The 21,040-nt window shown below is 50.7% G+C and carries 16 protein-coding genes; 15 read left to right on the top strand and 1 reads right to left on the bottom strand.

What is annotated here, in order from left to right:
- Positions 1 to 47: 47 nt before the first annotated feature.
- From NSB25_RS20850 to NSB25_RS20810, 9 genes are all read left to right on the top strand, one after another.
- Complete coding sequence (locus NSB25_RS20850; protein WP_103241473.1) at positions 48 to 2,963, top strand: insulinase family protein; 2,916 nt, start codon at positions 48 to 50, stop codon at positions 2,961 to 2,963.
- Between the two features lie 117 nt (positions 2,964 to 3,080).
- Positions 3,081 to 4,097: a DUF4349 domain-containing protein gene (locus tag NSB25_RS20845; protein WP_103241474.1), complete on the top strand. Its 1,017-nt coding sequence runs from the start codon at positions 3,081 to 3,083 to the stop codon at positions 4,095 to 4,097.
- 38 nt (positions 4,098 to 4,135) lie between these two features.
- The gene (era, locus tag NSB25_RS20840) at positions 4,136 to 5,047 is read left to right on the top strand and encodes a GTPase Era (protein WP_103241475.1); all 912 of its coding nucleotides are present in this window, start codon (positions 4,136 to 4,138) and stop codon (positions 5,045 to 5,047) included.
- A gap of 64 nt (positions 5,048 to 5,111) precedes the next feature.
- Positions 5,112 to 5,315: a C40 family peptidase gene (locus tag NSB25_RS20835; RefSeq protein ID WP_146040144.1), complete on the top strand. Its 204-nt coding sequence runs from the start codon at positions 5,112 to 5,114 to the stop codon at positions 5,313 to 5,315.
- Complete coding sequence (gene recO / locus NSB25_RS20830) at positions 5,230 to 5,904, top strand: DNA repair protein RecO (protein WP_103241496.1); 675 nt, start codon at positions 5,230 to 5,232, stop codon at positions 5,902 to 5,904. The genes NSB25_RS20835 and recO overlap by 86 nt, the downstream gene beginning before the upstream one ends.
- Before the next feature lie 57 nt (positions 5,905 to 5,961).
- Positions 5,962 to 6,555, top strand: coding sequence for a hypothetical protein (locus NSB25_RS20825; protein ID WP_146040145.1), 594 nt, complete (start codon positions 5,962 to 5,964; stop codon positions 6,553 to 6,555).
- A gap of 67 nt (positions 6,556 to 6,622) precedes the next feature.
- Positions 6,623 to 8,011 carry a glycine--tRNA ligase gene (locus NSB25_RS20820; protein WP_103241477.1) on the top strand — a complete coding sequence of 463 codons (1,389 nt, stop codon included), beginning with the start codon at positions 6,623 to 6,625 and terminating at the stop codon, positions 8,009 to 8,011.
- Between the two features lie 102 nt (positions 8,012 to 8,113).
- Positions 8,114 to 11,164, top strand: a complete 3,051-nt coding sequence (locus NSB25_RS20815; RefSeq protein ID WP_103241478.1) for a tetratricopeptide repeat protein — start codon at positions 8,114 to 8,116, stop codon at positions 11,162 to 11,164.
- A gap of 198 nt (positions 11,165 to 11,362) precedes the next feature.
- Positions 11,363 to 13,051 (top strand): Hsp70 family protein, encoded by a 1,689-nt coding sequence (locus NSB25_RS20810; RefSeq protein ID WP_103241479.1) that lies wholly within the window; start codon positions 11,363 to 11,365, stop codon positions 13,049 to 13,051.
- A 72-nt stretch (positions 13,052 to 13,123) separates the two neighbouring features.
- On the opposite strand, the gene NSB25_RS20805 is transcribed toward NSB25_RS20810, so the two are convergent.
- Positions 13,124 to 13,939: a histidinol-phosphatase HisJ family protein gene (locus tag NSB25_RS20805; RefSeq protein ID WP_103241480.1), complete on the bottom strand. Its 816-nt coding sequence runs from the start codon at positions 13,937 to 13,939 to the stop codon at positions 13,124 to 13,126.
- A gap of 258 nt (positions 13,940 to 14,197) precedes the next feature.
- On the opposite strand from NSB25_RS20805, the gene gap reads away from it, so the two are divergent.
- From gap to NSB25_RS20775, 6 genes are all read left to right on the top strand, one after another.
- Positions 14,198 to 15,211, top strand: a complete 1,014-nt coding sequence (gap, locus tag NSB25_RS20800; RefSeq protein ID WP_103241481.1) for a type I glyceraldehyde-3-phosphate dehydrogenase — start codon at positions 14,198 to 14,200, stop codon at positions 15,209 to 15,211.
- A 123-nt stretch (positions 15,212 to 15,334) separates the two neighbouring features.
- Positions 15,335 to 16,558 (top strand): phosphoglycerate kinase, encoded by a 1,224-nt coding sequence (locus NSB25_RS20795; protein WP_103241482.1) that lies wholly within the window; start codon positions 15,335 to 15,337, stop codon positions 16,556 to 16,558.
- Between the two features lie 107 nt (positions 16,559 to 16,665).
- Positions 16,666 to 17,634, top strand: coding sequence for an alpha-L-fucosidase (locus tag NSB25_RS20790; protein ID WP_103241483.1), 969 nt, complete (start codon positions 16,666 to 16,668; stop codon positions 17,632 to 17,634).
- Positions 17,635 to 17,714: 80 nt separating this feature from the next.
- Positions 17,715 to 18,461 (top strand): triose-phosphate isomerase, encoded by a 747-nt coding sequence (gene tpiA / locus NSB25_RS20785; protein WP_103241484.1) that lies wholly within the window; start codon positions 17,715 to 17,717, stop codon positions 18,459 to 18,461.
- 230 nt (positions 18,462 to 18,691) lie between these two features.
- On the top strand, positions 18,692 to 20,086 hold the full coding sequence (locus NSB25_RS20780; protein WP_103241485.1) for an MATE family efflux transporter: 1,395 nt from the start codon (positions 18,692 to 18,694) through the stop codon (positions 20,084 to 20,086).
- A gap of 142 nt (positions 20,087 to 20,228) precedes the next feature.
- Positions 20,229 to 21,035 carry an aminoglycoside adenylyltransferase domain-containing protein gene (locus NSB25_RS20775; protein ID WP_242982565.1) on the top strand — a complete coding sequence of 269 codons (807 nt, stop codon included), beginning with the start codon at positions 20,229 to 20,231 and terminating at the stop codon, positions 21,033 to 21,035.
- The last annotated feature ends 5 nt before the right edge of the window (positions 21,036 to 21,040 follow it).

The raw sequence follows: 21,040 nt of genomic DNA, 5'->3' as shown, positions 1-21,040 counted from the left end.
AGACATACAGTACACCGAAAATGTAAGGAAGGGAGAACAGAAATAAAATGAGAGTGGAAGAATTAACAGCCTATGAGGTCATCGAGAAGAGAGAGATTAAGGATATCAACAGTATGACTTATCTGTGCAGGCATAAGAAAACCGGAGCGAAAGTGGCGCTTGTCTCCAATGACGATGACAACAAGGTGTTCTACATCGGCTTTCGGACTACGCCCAGAGATTCCACCGGCGTGGCCCATATCCTGGAGCATTCCGTTCTCTGCGGTTCCAGGGAGTTCCCCATTAAGGACCCGTTCATCGAGCTGGCCAAAGGCTCGCTGAACACCTTTTTGAATGCCATGACCTATCCGGATCACACTGTGTATCCTGTGGCCAGCTGCAATGACCAGGACTTCCAGAATCTGATGCACGTCTATCTGGATGCGGTTTTTTATCCGAATATTTATGGGAATGAAGCCATTTTCCGGCAGGAAGGGTGGCATTATGAGCTGGATGAAGCAGGAGAACTGACATACAACGGCGTGGTTTACAATGAGATGAAAGGTGCGTTTTCCTCTCCCGACAATGTGCTGTACAGGGAGATCAGCACAGCTCTGTATCCTCACACCACATATGGTTATGAATCCGGCGGTGCCCCGGATACTATTCCGGAACTGTCCTACGAGCAGTTTCTGGATTTCCACAGAACCTATTATCATCCGTCCAACAGCTACATTTATCTGTACGGCAATATGGACATGGCGGAGAAGCTTGCCTTTATCGACGAACATTATCTTTCCGCATTCGATGCGCTGGAAGTGGATTCTGTGGTGGCTTCAGAAGCACCTTTTGCCGTACCTGTCCGGAGAGTGCGGGAATTTCCTGTGGGAGAGGGGGAAAGTGCGGAGGAGAATACGTATCTGGCCTGGAGTCTGTCCGTGGGAGACACTCTGGACAGAGAGCTGTATGTGGCGTTTAAGATTCTTGACTTTGCACTCTGCACTGTGCCCGGGGCTCCGCTGAAGAAGGCCCTGATTGAGAAGGGAATCGGCAGAGATGTGTACAGCATTTATGATAACGATCTGAAGCAGCCCTATTTCAGTGTGGTGGCAAAGGGGACTGCTGTGAGCAGGGAACAGGAATTCCTGGATACGATCAGGGAAGTGCTGGGAGAGATTGTCCGGAAAGGATTTGACAGAAAGGCGCTGCTGGCGGCCATTAACCATTACGAATTCAAGTACAGAGAAGCGGACTTCGGCAGTTATCCGAAGGGACTGATGTACGGCCTGCAGGTGATGGGAAGCTGGATGTATGACGATGGGAAACCCTTTATTCATATCGAGGCAAATGAGACTTATGCGAAGCTGAGGGCAAAGGTGGAGGAGGGTTATTTTGAGAAGCTGATAGACCGCTGGCTGCTGAACAATCCTCATGCTGCCATGGTGATCCTGCAGCCGAAGGAAGGGCTGGCGAAAGCGCAGGAGAAGGCCCTTGCAGACAGGCTTGCAGAGATTAAGAGCCGGATGTCTCAGGAGGAGATTGCAGATGTGCACAGCATGATGGACGCACTGGATGCTTTCCGTGAGACTGGGGATGCGCCGGAGGATCTGGCGAAGATTCCGCTGCTTACCAGAGAGGACATGAAAAAGAAGGCGGAGCCTCTGATTAACCAGGAGAGAACGCTGGCCGGCGTTCCGGCGCTGTATCACAATGTGTTTACCAATGGAATCGGTTATCTGCGGCTGATGTTCAAAGTGCAGGACATTCCCGGAGATTATTTCCCCTATATCGGTATTCTGCAGAATGTATTCAGCCGTGTGGACACTGCCCATTATTCCTATGCGGAATTGTGCAACGAAATCAATCTGGCCACCGGAGAGATTGTGGTTTCCTGCAACAGTTATGCCAACGTGCAGAAGCCGGAACAATATACCATAACGCTGGAAGTGGGAACAAAGGCTTTGTATGCCAATCTGGAAAGGGCAATGGAGCTTATGGAGGAACTGATTCTCACCAGCGACTTTACAGATACAAAGCGACTGAAGGAAATTCTGGCGGAGGGTAATTCCAGATATCAGGAATATATGCTGGAAGCGGGACACAGTGTGGCCCTGACCAGGGCGCTGTCTTACGGCGATGTGAAATATGCCGTGAGCGACGAGCTGACGGGGGTGGCACAGTATCGCCTTACCTCCGGTCTGGAGAAAGCGTTTGAGCAGAAAAAAGAGTCTCTGACAGAACGGCTTGAGACCCTGTGCAGAATGATTTTCCGCCCGGAGAATCTGATGGTGGACTTCACCGGGGATGAACAGGCTTTTGAGAATCTGGAGGCTTCCGTGGCTGCGCTTAAGGATAAGCTGTACACCTGTGAAGTGAAGCAGGAAAGCTATGTGCCGGGAATTTCCAGGAAAAACGAAGGATTCATGACTTCCGGGCAGGTACAGTATGTCTGTCGTGCGGGGAATTTCCGGAAGAAAGGGCTTCCCTATAAAGGGACGCTGAAAGTGCTGAGCGTGATGATGGGGTATGAATATCTGTGGACGAACATCCGTGTAAAAGGCGGTGCTTACGGCTGTATGTGCGGATTTGGAAGGATGGGAGACTGCTATTTTGTGTCTTACCGGGATCCCAATCTGGGACAGACCATCCATGTGTATGAGAATGCGGCAGACTTTATCGCCCGGTATGATGCCGACGAACGGACCATGACACAGTATATCATCGGTACTTTCAGCCAGCTGGATATACCTCTGACGGCCGCAGCCAAAGGCAGACGTTCCAGAGAAGCCTATATGAGGGGCATTACTCTGGATATGATTCAGCGGGAAAGAGATGAAATTATCGCCGCACAGCCGGAAGACATCCGGGGACTGGCAGAGTATATCAGGGCCTTTATGGAGGAGGACTGTCTCTGTGTTGTGGGAAGCGAGCAGAAAATAAAGGCGGAAGCGGATAAGTTTATGAAAATTGAGAACCTTTTCTAGCATTTTTCGTTCTATAGGTCAGAGGCGGATTCTTTTATAAAAATATGCGGACAGAATCGGCCGCGGTTTTAGGGAGATTGTATCGGCTTACTGGCCGGGAAAGGAAAAGGGAAGGTTATGAGGAAGAACGGGAACTGGAGGGGATTTTCTGCATTTGTGCTGGCGGCTCTGTTATGTACGGGGTGCGGGGCTTCTGACGGAAACGTGACAGCGACGGGGATGGCTGAGGATATGTTCTCCGAAAACGGGGCTTATGATGCGGAGGGCGGAGCTTATCAGGAGAGCATAAGCGGGGACGCGGCGGACCTGCTGCAGACGGAGGATGTGGGAATACGGGATGCCCGCAAGATTATCCGGGAAGTCAGCCTGGAGGTGGAGACCAGAGAGTTCGAGGAGTTGGTCAGGGTTCTGGAGACCCGGGTTCGGGAGCTGGGCGGTTATGTGGAGAGTATGGATACCTTTAACGGCAGCAGCTTTTCCGACAGCCGGCGTATGCGGAGCACCGATATGACAGTGCGGATTCCCTCTGATAAGACGGACAGCTTTCTGGAGAAGGTGTCCGATGCGGGAAATATAGTCAGATGCAGCGAAAGCACAGATGATGTGACATTGTCCTATGTGGATATGGAAAGCCGCAGGAACACACTCCGCACGGAGCAGAACAGACTGCTGGAATTCCTGGACAGGGCGGAGAATGTGGAGGAGATCATCACGCTGGAAGAGCGTCTGTCGGAAGTACGCTATCAGCTGGAAAGCATGGAATCGAAACTGCGCACCATTGACAATCTGGTGGATTACAGTACGATACATATGAATATTTCCGAGGTGAAAGACCTGACGCCGGAAGCGGAACCTACAGTCCGGGAACGGATTTCGGAAGGCTTTCTGCAGAATGTGGGAAAGATTCAGAAGGGCGCGACGGACTTTGCCGTCTGGCTTCTGGTGAGCATTCCCTATCTGATTATCTGGGGAGCCGGGATAGCGGTGCCTGTGGTGCTTCTGCGGAGGCATCGCAGAAAGAAACGTCAGAAGCTGGAAGAGCAGCTTCAGCGTCCGGCACCTGTCTGGCAGGAGAAGCAGCCGCAGCCTGCGCCGGATGAGAAAAATGACGGGCCGGAAAAAAGGGAAGAATAAAACAGAGCGGGGCAATCGAACCGCGGAAAAGAGAAAGCATGGAGAACAAGTCATATAAATCGGGCTTTGTCACTCTGGTGGGCAGGCCGAATGTGGGGAAATCCACTTTGATGAACCGGCTGATCGGACAGAAGATAGCCATTACCTCCGACAAGCCCCAGACCACGCGGAACAGAATCCGCACTATACTGACTCTGGAGGAGGGGCAGATTGTATTTCTGGATACGCCGGGAATCCACAGAGCGAAAAACAAGCTGGGCGATTATATGGTCAATGTGGCGGAGCACACTCTGGAAGGGGTGGACGTAATCCTGTGGCTGGTGGAGCCTTCCAACTATATCGGTGCGGGAGACCGTCATATTATCGAAGTGCTGCGAAAAGTGAAAATTCCGGTCATCCTCGTAATCAACAAGACGGATACTGTGAACCGGGAGGAAGTATTTTCCTTTATCGACAGCTACCGGAAGGAGCTTGACTTCGCGGAGATTGTGCCGGTATCGGCGCTGAAGGGGAACAATGTGGACGAACTGCTGGGATGCATTTTGCGGTATCTGCCCTATGGTCCCGCTCTTTACGATGAAGATACGGTTACTGACCAGCCCATGCGGCAGATTGTGGCGGAGCTGATCAGGGAGAAAGCGCTTCGTCTGCTGGAAGAGGAGGTTCCGCACGGGATTGCCGTGAGTATAGAAAGTATGAAGGAATGCGGCAGTATCTGTCACATTGAAGCTGTCATAACCTGTGAGAGAGAGACGCACAAGGGAATCATCATCGGCAAAGGCGGACAGATGCTGAAAAGAATCGGCTCCGCGGCCAGACGGGAAATTGAGGATATGATGGAGACCAGAATTAACCTGAAGCTTTTTGTGAAGGTGAAGAAGGACTGGCGTGACAGTGATTTTCTCCTGAAAAATTTCGGCTATAACCCGAAAGATATTTCCAGTACCTGAAAGCGAATATAAAAGCTGAAAATGCAGACTCTAAAGATATCTTTTTATATACGGAGGATGCAAAATGGAAGAGAGATACTGGAAGCAATTTGAAAACAGCGGCAGAATAGAAGACTACCTGTCTTTTGTGTCCAGCAACAGACAGGAGACGGATATGGCAGGGATTGCGGGAGAAGGCGGCCATGCAGGAATATATATTGGTGACGGGCATCATTTTGAAGCAGACCCCGGTGGGGGAGTACGACAGGCATATCAGCCTGCTGACTAAGGAGAGGGGAAAGCTGACGGCCTTTGCCCGGGGGGCCAGACGCTCCGGCAGCCGTCTGACGGCAGCGACCAATCCCTTCTCCTTCGGATGCTTTAAGCTTTACGAGGGAAAGAACGCTTACACACTTGCCGAGGCGGACATTCAGAATTATTTTGAAGAGCTTCGGACGGATTATATTGGCGCATATTACGGCATTTATTTTGCGGAAGTAGCAGATTATCTCACCAGGGAGAACAACGATGAGCGGGAGATGCTGAAGCTCCTGTACCAGTCGCTTCGGGCGCTGGGAGCGGCCTCTCTCCCGAACCCCCTGGTCCGCTGTGTGTTTGAATGCAGGGCAATGGCGGTGAACGGAGAATTTCCAGCGGATTTTTCCGCAGACGCTTCCCTGTTCCCGGGTGACATGGAGCCGGAAGCGTCTACGATTTACGCACTGCGGTACATAGCGGTGAGTCCTGTGGAGAAGCTGTATACCTTCACTGTGACAGAGACTGTTCTGGAGCAGCTGGAAACGGTGGCGGCCTGTTACATGAAGCGATTTGTGGGACATAAATTCAAAAGTCTCGAAGTTCTGCAAACTCTGTGTTGAAAAAAGGAAATCTTTCTGATACAATGACTAAAGAATTTCAGAGAGTTGGTACAGATTATGAAAAAAATTGGAAAGTTTGCGGTGAGCATTTGTCTGTGTATGGTACTCCTGACCGGATGCGGAGGAGCGAAGGTGCCGGATGTGGTGGATAAACCTGCCGTATCTGTGGGCGGAGAAGGAGAAGTTACGGTATGGCAGACAGGAGAATTCGGGGAAACGTATTATAATGTGGCGGAGCTGGCTGCCATGGCAGAGCAGGAAGCGGCGGATTATAATGCGGAAAAAGGAAAGGAAGCGGCGGTGACCGTTGAAAAGGTGGAAGCTCTGGCCGGCGGCAGCGTGGTGGTGGCCTATCGCTTTGACGGCTGGGAGAGCTGTTCTGATTATATGGGGGAGACATTTTTCTTCGGCACTGTGCAGCAGGCCGGGATAAACGGTTTTGACACCGGGAATGCGGCCATGAAAAGCGTGAAGGACGGTTCGCCTCAGGCTGCGTGGGATGCGGATAAAAAGGTGCTGATCACCGATATGAAAGCGGATATTTACTGTCCGGGCAGGGTGGAATCTATCAGTGAAGGCGCGTCGGTGAATGAGGACGGAAGCATAAAACCTTCCGGGGAAGACGGGCTTCTGTATATTCTGCTGAAATGAGAATGGAGACGGCGGACGGTGCAAACGCCTGCTGCTGAACTTATAACGAAGAAAGGGACGGCTGAAAATGGAAAAGACAATGGAGAAAATAGTGGCACTGGCAAAGGCGAGAGGGTTTATCTATCCCGGGTCCGAGATTTACGGCGGCCTTGCCAATACCTGGGATTACGGCAATCTGGGTGTGGAACTGAAAAATAACGTAAAGAAGGCGTGGTGGCAGAAGTTTGTGCAGGAGAGTCCCTACAATGTGGGGGTGGACTGTGCCATCCTGATGAATCCGCAGACCTGGGTGGCCAGCGGACATCTGGGCGGCTTTTCCGATCCTCTCATGGACTGCAAGGAATGTCATGAGCGATTCCGGGCAGATAAGCTGATCGAGGACTTCTGCGCGGAGAAAGGCATTGTGCTCACCGAGAGTGTGGATGCATGGAGCCAGGAACAGATGAAGGAATTTGTGGAGGAACATAACATTCCCTGCCCCGGCTGCGGAAAGCACAATTTTACGGATATCCGTCAGTTTAACCTGATGTTCAAGACTTTCCAGGGGGTTACGGAAGATGCAAAGAGTGTTGTGTATCTGCGGCCTGAGACTGCCCAGGGAATTTTTGTGAATTTTAAAAATGTACAGAGAACTTCCCGGAAGAAGATTCCTTTCGGCATCGGGCAGATAGGTAAGTCCTTCCGTAACGAGATTACCCCAGGGAACTTTACGTTCCGGACCCGTGAATTTGAGCAGATGGAGCTGGAATTCTTCTGTGAGCCGGGCACAGATTTGGAATGGTTCCAGTATTGGAGAGGCTTCTGCCGTGACTGGCTGCTCTCTCTGGGAATCAGGGAGGAGGAGATGCGGCTTCGCGACCACAGCCCGGAGGAGCTTTGCTTCTACAGCAAGGGCACCACGGATATAGAATTCTTATTCCCCTTTGGCTGGGGGGAACTCTGGGGAATTGCCGACAGGACGGATTATGACCTGACACAGCACGCCAATACTTCCGGAGAGGATATGAGTTACTTTGACGACGAGAAGAAGGAGAAATACATACCTTATGTCATTGAACCTTCTCTGGGGGCCGACCGTGTAGTGCTGGCCTTCCTGTGTGCGGCTTACGACGAGGAGGAGCTGGAAGGCGGGGATATGCGGACCGTGCTTCGCTTCCACCCTGCTCTGGCGCCTGTGAAAATCGGTGTGCTTCCCCTTTCGAAAAAGCTGGGGGAGGGCGCGGAGAAAATATACGCGGAGCTTTCCAGGAAATACAATTGTGAATATGACGACAGAGGAAACATAGGGAAAAGATATCGCCGTCAGGACGAAATCGGGACGCCTTTCTGTGTCACTTATGATTTTGATTCTGAGACAGATGGCTGCGTAACGGTTCGTTTCCGGGATTCCATGGAGCAGGAGAGAGTGGAAATCGGGAAGCTGGCTGCGTATTTTGCAGATAAATTTAGCTTTTAAGGGCTGTATTGCGAAAGTGTGGGAACATGGGGGCGGAAGGATTCTTCTGCCCCTTTTGGCTATTATGGCCCGGCGGAAATCAAATAAGAAGGGGGAGCTGACATGAACCGGACGGAAGCGTTTCTGGTATTGGGGATAGAAAGCACAAAGGATGGGAAGGTCATTAAGAACGCATACAGGGACAGACTTACAGTGACCAATCCGGAGGATGATCCCGAAGGATTTAAGCGACTGCGCAGTGCGTACGAGGAAGCCTGCAGGTATGCTGCCGAGGAGGATGAGGACGAGGAGGAGATGCCCCGGGATACGACCCCTTCCGGTCTGTGGCTGGAGAGAGCGGCGGCAATTTACGGCAATATCCGGACCAGACGGGATGCGGAGGCATGGAAGGCGCTGTTTGACGACGATTTGTTCCTGTCTCTGGAGGAGGAGGAAAACTGCCGCATGAAGCTGCTGCGTTATCTGACGGAGCATTTTAAGCTGCCTACCGCGGTCTGGAAGCTTTTTGACCGGAAGCTTTCCATTGTGAGAGACGCCCGGAATCTGCGGGAGAGATTTCCCGCCAATTTCGTCTACTATATTGTGGGCCGGTGTGAACGGGGAGAAGATCTGGAATTTGATCAGTTTGAAGGGGCGGATGACGCAGAATATGATTTGTTCCTGGAGTACTATGACCGCTGCTGGCAGGCGCTTCGGGACGAGAATCTGGAAGAGGCGGAAAACTGTGTGCAGTGTGCGGACAGGCTGAATATCCGGCATCCGGTGATGGAGATCAGCCGTGCCAATGTCCTGTTGCGGAAGGGGAAGAGGGCGGAAGCGACAGCGCTTATGGAAGAGCAGAGGGCCAGGTACCCGAAGGACGCCATGATCTGCTATAACTTTGCCGAACTGTTCTGGCAGGCCTCAGGCGAAGTCAGCGGAGAAGAAAGGGCAGCGTACAGAGACCGGGCTGCGGAATGCTATCAGGAACTGAAATCTGCGAATGCCTCTCACTATATGGCCAACGTCCGCCTGACAGAATGGTATTATGAGAAACAGAAATACAGAGAGGCAAAAAAATGTGCGGAAAAGGTACTTGCCGCAGGCAGTGACGATGGGTTTCTGGAAATTCTCCGGAAAGTGAACAGGGAGCTGGAGAGGGAGCTGGAGGAACGATACCGGGAGACGGCCGGATGGGAATCGGCTCTGGAGCTGTGCTGGTGTTATCTGCAGGACGGGAAGATCACCGGAGGGATTCTGCTGGCCATGAAACTGGAAAAATTGCTGCCGCCGAAGAAGGAAGCAGAGTATAGCGGACTGCTGGCAAAGCTTTATGTGGAGCAGGCGGAGTATGAGAAATCCATTGAAATGACCCGGAAATGGGAAATTCTGCTGAAGGAGAAGATAGAAAAGAGAACTGAATTCGACGAAGCCGCGGATAAAAAGGACAGGGACAGACTGCGGCAGTCGCATTTAATCCGAATGCAGTGTTATCATAATCTGGGATTCCGGGACAGGGAGAATTTTCTGCTGGCGCTGGAAGAAGGCGACAGCATTCTCACAGGCGGTGCAAAGGATGTGGGAGTACTGCTGGAGAAGGCTCAGATTTATATGGAGCTGGAGGAATATGAGAAGAGTCTGGAGCTCTCTCAGCAGCTGGCGGATGAGTACCAGGTGTTCGCTGCGTTCGCCTCTTCCCTGGAGGCATACAGAAGGCAGCTGAATGCAGGCGGCGTCATCAAATCCGCCAGCCAGTGCATTCGCTATTTTCCCAGTTTTCCGAAATCCTACGAATATTTGGCGAAGGTATTTCTGGATTTGGACAGGCAGGATGATTTGAAATCAGTGCTGGAGGATGCGGAGAAAAACGGGGTGAAAAGTGTGATTCTGGATGCGTACGCATATCAGATGGAGCACGGAGCCATGGAAATCAGTGAGCTGAACGGCAAACTGAAACTCTTTCGGGAAAATTTTCTGAAATATGTGGAAAATGGGAGAAAGGGATTCTATGAGAAAGGTCTGCCGGTATTGACGGAATATTTATACAATTATCCGGATGATTTTATGCTGGTGGAGAGAGCGATTTTCCACAGGGCGGCCCATCGTCACGGGGAGGCGCGGGAGGATTTTGAGAAGGCCCTTCTGATAAATCCTGCCAACCCCTATGCGCTGAACGGTCTGAGCTTTGTACATAAATACCTTGGAGAATACGAGAAGGCTCTTTTTTTCATCAAAAAGGCGATTCTGTATATGGATAAGGAAATGTCGCCGGTGATTTATGCGGATATGGGGAATCTGTATTCGCTGCTGGGCGATTATGAGAGTGCGCTGAAGGCTTACAGGCAATATGAGAGTCTGGCGGGAGAAATCAAAGGCCGGCAATTTGGAGACAATCTGGCGGAGTATCATCTGCGCACAGGACGCATCGGGGAGGCTGCTGCAGTCTATGAGCGCTTTTATCAGAAGGAAAAATGGACTCTCTATGAAAAGCTTGTGGGACTGTATCAGGTCTCCGGAGAGGAAGAGAAAGCCCGCAGGCTTCTGAGACAGTGGAGAAAGGAACTGCGTGCCGATTTTGTGGACAGAGCTGTGAAGGCTGTATTTTCTTCGGGCGGCAGGAGGAAGAAGGAAACGAATTCTTATCTGACATATTATAACAGCAAAGGTTGGACGGAGCTTTTGTTCGGTGAAGGAGCTGCCGCTGTGAAAGCGTTTGAAAAAATGTTTCAAAGGGGGATGGAGACGGATTCCATGGAGGGAAGAATCTGTGATACCGTATTTGCCTGTATCCTCTGCGGCAACCACGAAAAGGGGAAAAAGTATGCGCAGAAGCTTTGCCAGTGGCTGGAAAAGGAGAAGCGGGACGGCAAGAGCACATATTATAACCGCGAAAAGGGGCATCTGCAGATAGAATTTCTGGCCGGGTATTATACGGAATCCGATGCTGCGCTGGAGGAAATCCTGAACAGAGAGAACAGCGCGGAAATCTGTCATTTCTGCACCTGTCCTCTGTGCAAGGAGATGGAAGGCGCGCGGATTCTCTGGCTGCTGCGAAAGGGACAGCGGGAAGAGGCCGGGAAAGTGCTGCAAAGGAATCTGGAAATCCAGCCCTGGGATGAGTATATGCTGGCCATAAAGCATGTGGCATTTCAAGCGTCCATATGCCCTTATTGACATTGCCGCTTACCATTGTGGCTGTTTATGCATGCTCTGTGACAGTTGTGTGGCTGTTGAAAAAGATATGCTGAGATGCATTTGCAAAAATTACCGTGGACACCGCAGGCAGTCAGGTGATACAATGAAAAAAGCGCATATTGGCTTTGGGCTTTGAAAAGCGGCATAGAAAAAGCAGCACAGGAAATGAGGAATCAAATGATAGTAGGAATTGACTTGGGTACAACCAACAGTTTAGTTGCATATTTTACGGAAGAGGGACCGAAAATCATTCCCAACAGGCTTGGGAAAAATCTGACGCCCTCTGTGGTCAGCGTGGATGAAGAAGGCAATGTATATGTGGGAGAGACCGCAAGAGAGCGGAAGAGTCTGTATCCCGATACGGTGGCGGAGACCTTCAAGCGGAGCATGGGTACCGAACGGGACTATATTCTGAGCGGCAGACATTTCAGACCGGAGGAGCTGTCCAGCATGGTGCTTCGCTCTCTGAAGGAGGATGCGGAGAGCTTTCTGGGGGAAGAAGTGACAGAGGCTGTGATCAGCGTGCCGGCATATTTTGATGATAAGAGGAGAAAGGCCACGAAGCGTGCCGGAGAACTGGCAGGTCTGAAGGTGGAGCGCATGATTTCCGAGCCCACTGCCGCGGCTGTGGCCTATGGCCTGTATGACAAAACCAAAGATACCAGATTCCTGGTATTCGACCTTGGGGGAGGAACTTTTGACGTATCTATTCTGGAGCTGTATCACAATATTCTGGAAGTCCGGGCGGTGGCCGGAGACAATTATCTCGGGGGAGAGGACTTCACGGAAGTCATGGTGAAACTTTTTCTGCAGAAGGCAGATCAGCAGCTTCAGAATCTGTCCGAGAAAGAGCAGGCCAGGTTATTCCGGGAGGCGGAGAAAGCAAAATGTGCCCTGAATGAGACAGACAAGGTGACAATCAGCTTCCTGTACAGAGAAGAAAAGCTGGAGCAGACGATTTACTACAGAGAATATGAGGATGCCTGTGAAGAGCTGCTGATGAAGATTCGGGAGCCTGTGAAGAAAAGTCTCTCGGATGCGGGACTGAAGCTGGGAGAGATCGATGAGGTGCTGCTGATTGGCGGCGCCACCAGACTGTCCATTGTACGTGATTTTCTGATACGCCTGTTCAGAAAGTTCCCGGACACGAAGATGAATCCGGACGAAACGGTGGTTCTGGGAGCGGCAATACAGGCGGCTATGAAGGAGAGGCGCGAGGAAGTAAAGGAAGTAATTCTCACAGATGTGTGTTCCTTTACGCTGGGCACGGAAGTAGTGGTGGAGTACGACGAAGGCAAGTATGAGGACGGGAGATTCTGTCCGATTATCGAGCGGAATACCGTGATTCCGGCCTCGCATACGGAGAGGCTGTTCACGGCCAGGGACAATCAGAGTAAGGTGCGTGTCAAGGTGCTCCAGGGGGAAAGCCGTTTTGCCAGGAATAACCTTTTTCTGGGTGAACTGGAGATTGACATTCCAAAGGGGCCGAAGGGACAGGAGTCCGTGGATGTGACCTATACATATGACATTAACTCGCTTCTGGAAGTTGAGGTCACGGTGGTATCCACGGGAGAGAAGCGCAAAATGATTATCAGGGGTCAGGACAGCCAGATGACGGACGAAGAAGCCAGAAAGCGGATGGAGGAACTGGCCTATCTGAAGATTCAGCCCCGGGATTACGAAGAGAACCGGCTGGTGCTGCTTCGGGCGGAGAGAATGTACGAGGAGTCGCTGGGCAGCCGCAGGAAGAAGCTGGATAAATACATCACCGCTTTTGAGGCGGCGCTGAAGAACGGTGAACACGGCGAGATTATGGACGCCAGGAATGAACTCAACGAAGTGCTGGAAGAAGAGGACAGGGAATAAAGGACATAATGTCATGCCCGCGCCGACAGGTAAGCGCCGCAGTCCGGACAACGAGGCTGCGGCGCTTTTACCTTATAGTCTGTAATAGGCCGGTGTTCTCTTTTCGAAGACACAGTAATACCGGAATCCGCATTCCTTCAACACTTCTGCCGCACGGTTAAAATGCCCTGCAATATTCTGGGTATTATGAGCGTCGGAGCCGATGGTGATAATTTCGCCGCCCAGCTCATGATAGCGTTTCAGCGCGCCCATGCAGGGATGGAAATCCTGCATTCCGCTTTTGATTCCGCCGGTATTCAGCTCGATTCCCTTTTCTTTGTGAATTAAAAGGCTCAGAATTTCGTCCAGGATGTCCCTGTATGCCTCATAAGTATACCATTCATCCTTTCCGGGGGCATATCTCACGGCATAATCAAGGTGTCCGTATACATCAAAGTTGGAGAATTTCCGAACGTTTTCCAGTATGGATTCAAAATATTCTCTCAGGGCAGCCTCCCGGCTGCGACCTTCGAAGAAGCCCGGATAATAGGGGTCCTTTCCATGGCAGACATGGGAGGAACCGATAATGAAATCAAATTCGTAAGATTTGACATAAACCGCGTTCTGCCGCATGGCTTCCGGCTGCAGACCCAGCTCCACACCGAAAAGCAGGCGGATTTTGTCCGAATATTTCTCCTTCAGACCGGCCAGGTCGTAAAGATAGGAATCTGTGTTCAGAAGGAGAGCATCCTCTGTGAGATCAGAAGATACAGGATAGTCAAAATCATTGTGTTCCGTAAAGCACATGGTATCCAGTCCCAGGCGGATTCCCTGTAAGACCATTTCTTCCATGGGGGTATCGGAATCGGCGGAGAAGGAGGAATGTAAGTGACAATCTGCTGTAATCATAAGAAGGTTTCCTTTCTGGTATGAAATTGCTGCCTGATCTCATCATATACCAGAATACGGAATTTGAAAATACCCAAAAATTCTAAACAAAGTGTAAAATTTCCGAAAATCTGGAAATTATTTTTCAATTACATCTTGAATTATCCTGCGAGATTGGGTAAAATATCCTTGCTGATAAAATTTTGACAATTCGCTGTATCCACGAAGATGGACAAGGATTGCCGAAACATATAAAAATATTTCAGGAGGAATCTAAAAATGGCAGTAAGAGTTGCAATCAATGGTTTTGGCCGTATTGGCCGTCTGGCATTCAGACAGATGTTCGATGCAGAAGGATATGAGGTAGTGGCAATCAACGATCTGACCAGCCCCAAAATGCTGGCACATCTGTTAAAGTATGACTCTTCCCAGGGTAAGTATAAATATGCTGACTCCGTGGAAGCAGGCGAGGACAATATCACCGTGAACGGCAAGACCATCACCATCTACAAGGAAGCAGACGCTAAGAATCTTCCCTGGGGTGATCTGAAGGTAGACGTTGTTCTGGAGTGTACCGGATTCTACACCTCCAAAGACAAGGCATCCGCACATATTACCGCAGGTGCACGTAAGGTTGTTATCTCTGCTCCCGCAGGAAACGATCTTCCTACTATCGTTTACAATGTAAACCATGATACACTGAAGCCCGAAGATACTGTTATCTCCGCAGCTTCCTGTACTACCAACTGCCTTGCTCCCATGGCTAAGGCTCTGAATGATTTCGCTGCAATCCAGAGCGGTATCATGACCACTGTTCATGCTTATACCGGTGACCAGATGATCCTTGACGGACCTCAGAGAAAGGGCGATCTGAGAAGAAGCCGTGCAGGCGCATGCAATATCGTTCCCAACTCCACAGGTGCTGCAAAGGCTATCGGCCTTGTTATCCCTGAACTGAATGGAAAGCTCATCGGCTCCGCGCAGCGTGTTCCTACCCCTACAGGTTCTACCACCATTCTGGTAGCGGTTGTAAAGGGTGAGGTTACCAAGGAAGACATCAACGCAGCCATGAAGGCAGCAGCTACTGAGTCCTTCGCTTACAATGAGGACGAGATCGTATCCTCCGACGTGGTTGGAAGCACCTATGGTTCTATCTTCGATGCAACCCAGACCATGGTTTCCAAGATGGAAGACGGCAACTCTCTGGTACAGGTTGTTTCCTGGTATGACAATGAGAACAGCTATACTTCTCAGATGGTTCGTACCATCAAGTATTTCAGCGAGCTGGCTTAAGATGGTGTAAAGGCATAACGACCTTATGGGGTCCGGTCTTAGGGACCGGGCCTCTTTATTTCTTTACAGGAAAGTCCGTTGTCAGACGGACATGGAATCGTATAAAATGGAGGTTTTAAGGAAATGGGCTTGAATAAGAAATCCGTTGATGACATCAACGCAAAGGGCAAAAGAGTTCTGGTCAGATGTGACTTTAACGTTCCTCTGAAGAACGGTGAGATTACCGATGAGACACGTATCGTGGCTGCATTGCCCACGATTCAGAAGCTGATTGACGACGGCGGAAAGGTAATTCTCTGTTCTCATCTGGGCAAGGTGAAGAACGGCCCCAACGAAGGCGAATCTCTTGCACCTGTTGCAAAGAGACTGTCCGAGAAGCTGGGTAAGGAAGTCGTGTTCGTTGCCGATTACAATGTGACCGGCGAAGCGGCAACCAAGGCTGTGGAAGCCATGAAGGAAGGAGATGTGGTGCTGCTTCAGAACACACGTTTCCGCGGCAAGGAAGAGACCAAGAACGGCGAGGAGTTCAGCAAAGAGCTGGCTGACCTGGCTGATCTGTATGTATGCGACGCATTCGGATCCTCCCACAGAGCACATGCCTCCGTGGAAGGTGTCACAAAGTGCATCACCGCAAAGGGCGGCGAGAATGCAGTTGGTTATCTGATGCAGAAGGAAATCAATTTCCTGGGCAATGCTGTGGAGAATCCGGTACGTCCTTTCGTGGCTATCCTGGGCGGCGCAAAGGTGGCAGACAAGCTGAATGTTATCTCCAACCTGCTGGAGAAGTGTGATACGCTGATCATCGGCGGCGGTATGGCATACACTTTCCTGAAAGCACAGGGCTATGAGATCGGCCGTTCTCTGGTGGACAATGAGAAGCTGGACTACTGTAAGGAAATGATCGAAAAGGCCCAGAAGCTGGGCAAGAAGCTGCTGCTTCCCGTTGACTCCGTGACGGTGGCCGCATTCCCCAACCCCATCGACGCTCCCATTGAAGTGGAAGTGTACGGTGTGGAGAATATGCCCGCGGACAGAGAGGGCTGCGATATCGGACCCAAAACTGCCGAGATGTATGCGGAAGCCGTAAAAAGTGCGAAGACCGTGGTATGGAACGGCCCCATGGGCGTATTCGAGAATCCTACCCTGGCGGCAGGTACCATCGCAGTGGCAAAGGCTCTGGCTGAGACAGATGCAACCACCATCATCGGCGGCGGTGATTCCGCAGCGGCGGTAAATCAGCTGGGCTTCGGCGACAAGATGAGCCATATCTCCACCGGCGGCGGCGCTTCTCTGGAGTTCCTGGAGGGCAAGGTGCTTCCCGGCGTCGCGGCAGCGGACGACAAATAAAAGAAACGGAGACATGCCGCGGAGAAGTCCTGCGACGCCGTGGGTCGCGGCAGCGGACGACAAATAAAAGAAACGACAAATAATTCATAAACAGCAGGGAATGGAATATGGATAGACTGCAGAAAAATCAGATGGATTTTATCAATTTGCGCCTGGGAACGTTCATCCATTTTAACAGCGCAACCGTACAGTTTCAGGATAGTGATATCATTGACTGGGAATTTGATCATGAGAACAGCGGGGCCCCCAGATGTTATCCCTTTGATGAAAAGGGGTGGAATCCAGCTGAACTGAACTGCTGCGAGTGGGCGGCTATTGCAAAAAGCGCAGGATGCCGTTTTGCAGCGCTGACGACAAAGCATCATGAGGGATTTGCATTGTGGCCTTCCGCTTATTCGGAGCATTGTGTGAAAAATGCGGCATGTAAGAGAGATGTTGTGAGAGAATTTCTGGAAGCATTTCGCGCATCGGGAATAACAGCGGGACTGTATTTTTCCATTCTGGATCTGACTGCCGGAATCGGCCGGAAGGCCTGTACGGCAGAGCATAAGAAACTGATCAAAGGGCAGATTACGGAGCTTCTGACACAATACGGCGAAATTCCCTTTCTGATTGTGGACGGCTGGAATGCACCCTGGGGAGGCCCGTCATATGAAATGCTGCCCTTTGAAGAGCTGGATTGTCTGGTAAAGTCACTGCAGCCGGATTGTCTGTTCATGAACATAGGATGCTCACAGGGACTTCAAGGCACAGATGTGGTATTTTATGAGAATGCGGCAGGTCAGGAAGCAGATGAATGCTTTGCCGGGCCGGGGGTGAGCTGTAACAAGCTCACGGGTACCTGGTTCTGGAGAAAGGAAGATCCTGTTACGGAACCTGCCGGAGCAGAATGGGCTCTGCAGAAAATGCGGGAGTATTTTCCGAGAAACATTAATTTTATGCTTAATATTTCTCCGAATCCCACGGGAAAAGTCGATGCAAATCTGGCAGAGGCATTTGAGGCGGTGGGAAAGCGTGTGGTTCTGCCGCCGCCTCTGACCAGTCTGCCTGATGGCTGGCTGAAGAGACAGGGCTGAGAAGTAAGCATGACGGAAAATCACAGGAAAAAGGTTTAAGGCTTTTTCTGATAAATAAAAAGAAATCGAGGATTTATATTATGGCAAGAAAGAAAATCATTGCCGGCAACTGGAAGATGAACATGACTCCCAGTCAGGCCGTAGAACTGGTAAATACATTAAAGCCCCTTGTGGCCAATGACGCTGTGGACGTGGTATTCTGTGTACCTGCCATCGACATCATTCCTGCGATGGAGGCGGCAAAGGGCACCAATATTCATATCGGCGCCGAGAATATGTATTTCGAGGAGAAAGGTGCCTACACAGGCGAGATTTCTCCCGCCATGCTGGTGGATGCAGGTGTGAAATATGTCATCATCGGTCATTCCGAGAGAAGAGAGTATTTTGCCGAGACAGACGAGACTGTGAATAAGAAAGTGCTGAAGGCGTTTGAGCACAATCTTACACCGATTATCTGCTGCGGTGAGACTCTGACCCAGAGAGAACAGGGAGTGACCATTGACTTTGTTCGTCAGCAGATTAAGATTGCGTTCCTGAATGTGACTGCTCAGCAGGCTGCTTCCGCAGTGGTTGCCTATGAGCCTATCTGGGCGATTGGCACCGGCAAGGTGGCGACCACAGAGCAGGCACAGGAAGTCTGCAAGGCAATCCGCGACTGTATCGCAGAGATTTATGATGATGCGACAGCTGCTGCTATCCGTATCCAGTACGGTGGTTCCGTATCTGCGTCCAACGCGTCCGAGCTGTTTGCACAGGCTGACATTGACGGCGGCCTGGTGGGCGGCGCATCTCTGAAACCGGATTTCGGACAGATCGTCAACTATTGATTTGCTTTGTAAATTTCCAGGGGCCTGGACCTTTGGAATCCAATAAACTGTCTGGAATGCCCCTGCCGCAAGGCGGGGGCTTGTTTTTTCTCATTTTATATGATATATTTGTAACTGTTATGTATTTTCGGGACAGTGGCATTCTGTGGGAGGGCCGAGATTGAAATCGGCCGGACAGGAGACAGACAAAAGCGGTCGGAGACAGAAGAGAAGACGGTCGGGGAGGACTTATGGCAGGAAGATTCGGGAAAAAATTTATCGGTGACAAAGCGTTCTATAAAATGGTTCTGGCAGTGGCGGTTCCCATCATGATTCAGAACGGAATTACGAATTTTGTCGGTCTCCTGGACAATATTATGGTAGGTCAGGTGGGAACAGAGCAGATGTCCGGGGTTGCGATTGTGAATCAGCTGCTGATGGTGTATTATCTGTGCATTTTCGGCGGACTGGCCGGCGCAGGGATTTTCACGGCCCAGTATTTCGGGCAGAAGGACGACGAGGGAATCAGACATACATTCCGTTATAAATTCTGGATGGCGTTGATTCTGACCACCGGCGCCGTACTTTTGCTGCTGACCTCAGGGAACAATCTGATTCAGATGTATCTGAACGGGAACAATGACGGAGGAGATCTGGCGGCGGCTTTACATTATGGGAAAAATTATCTGCAGGTGATGCTTCTGGGCCTTCCTGCATTTATGATGCTGCAGATTTATGTCAGTACGCTTCGGGAATGTGGGGAGACTGTGGTACCGATGAAGGCGGGCATAGCCGCAGTGACAGTGAACCTGTGCCTGAATTATCTGCTGATATACGGGAAGCTGGGTCTGCCTGCCCTTGGGGTGGTAGGCGCTGCTGTGGCAACCGTTATTTCCAGGTATGTGGAGGCAGCTGTGGTCATTCTGTGGACCCATGGGCACAAGGAGAAGAATTCTTATATTACAGGCATTTACCGCACGCTGAAAGTGCCGGGTTATCTTGTGGGGAAATTTTTTATCAAAGGTGCGCCTCTTCTGGTTAATGAGACCTTGTGGTCCTCGGGGATGGCCATGCTGACACAATGCTATTCCGTGCGGGGTCTGAGTGTGATCGCAGGTCTGAATATAGCAAATACAATCAACAATATGTTTAATGTGGTATTTATTGCCCTGGGAGATGCGGTGGCAATTATCATAGGGCAGCTTCTCGGCGCGGGTAAGATGGAGGAAGCAAGGGATACGGATAATAAAATTATCGCATTTTCTGTCACCTGCTGTATCGGGGTAGCCATATTGATGGTCTTTATTGCGCCGCTGTTTCCACAGCTTTACAAGACCACCGACGAAGTCAGGGCTGTGGCGGTACAGTTTATTCTGGCCCAGGCAGTTTTCATGCCTCAGGCGGCATTTATGCACGCCACCTATTTTACCCTTCGCTCCGGCGGCAAGACGATTGTAACTTTTCTCTTCGACAGTGTCTTTGTCTGGTGTGTCAGCGTGCCTGTGGCATTCTGTCTGAGCCGAATGACAGCGCTGCCTGTCATTGCCATTTTCGCCATGGTTCAGATAGCAGACTGGGTGAAATGTATTATCGGATTTGTGCTGGTGAAGAAAGGAGTATGGCTGCAGAACATTGTGGCAAAGTGATAATGCGGCATGTGTGCGGGCACCAATGCGGCATGTGCATCGAGTATCAGCACAGCATGCGCCAGGTACCAGTACAGCATGGGCGAGGCATCGGTATGGGAAAGGAGAGATCACCGCTTCGAGGAGGTTCAGGAAGAGATGAATGAGAACTATATACAAAAAGAAGACTGGGATGGATTACGAGGATTTGCTGTGCCGTTTTACAGAGATGTGCAGAAGGGTATTGGGTGAGAATCTCACAGGAGTCTATCTGCACGGGTCTGCAGCCATGGGCTGTTTTCAGCAGGAGATAAGCGACCTGGATCTGCTGGTGATTGTAAATGCAGATGTGCCGGATTCTGTGAAAGCGGACTTTATGGAACATGTGGTACGCCTTGACGAAGAAGGGCCTGGAAAAGGAATGGAGTTGAGTCTGGTAAAGAGGGAGTTCTGCAGGCCCTTTGTCTACCCCACGCCTTTTGAACTCCACTTTTCCGAAGCTCACCTGGAATGGTATAAAAGGAACCCACAGGAATATGTGGAAAAAATGCGGGGAACGGACAGAGATCTGGCGGCGCATTTCATGATTACACGCAGATATGGAATTTGTCTGTGGGGAGCAGGCATAGAGGATGTCTTCGGAGAAGTTCCCGCCGAAGCTTACAGGGACAGCATTCTGTATGACATGGAAAATGCCCGGGAGGATATTCTGATAAATCCGCTCTATGTGACATTGAATCTGTGCAGAGTGCTGGGGTATCTTCGGGAGGGGCTGGTCCTGTCGAAGAAATCCGGTGGAGAGTGGGGACTGGAGCATCTGCCGGAAGCGTTTCATGTATTGCTTCAAAAGGCGCTTCAATGCTACGCCTCCGGGGAAAAAATCAGTGCTGACACAGAGAAGACGGTTCAATTTGCCGACTATATGACCACAGAGATTCACAAGATGGTAACTGTTCAGACAGGGCATTGAACTGT

The organism is Acetatifactor muris, assembly GCF_024623325.1.
Classification (GTDB): domain Bacteria; phylum Bacillota; class Clostridia; order Lachnospirales; family Lachnospiraceae; genus Acetatifactor; species Acetatifactor muris.
This window is presented reverse-complemented; position numbering and strand designations above follow the sequence as displayed.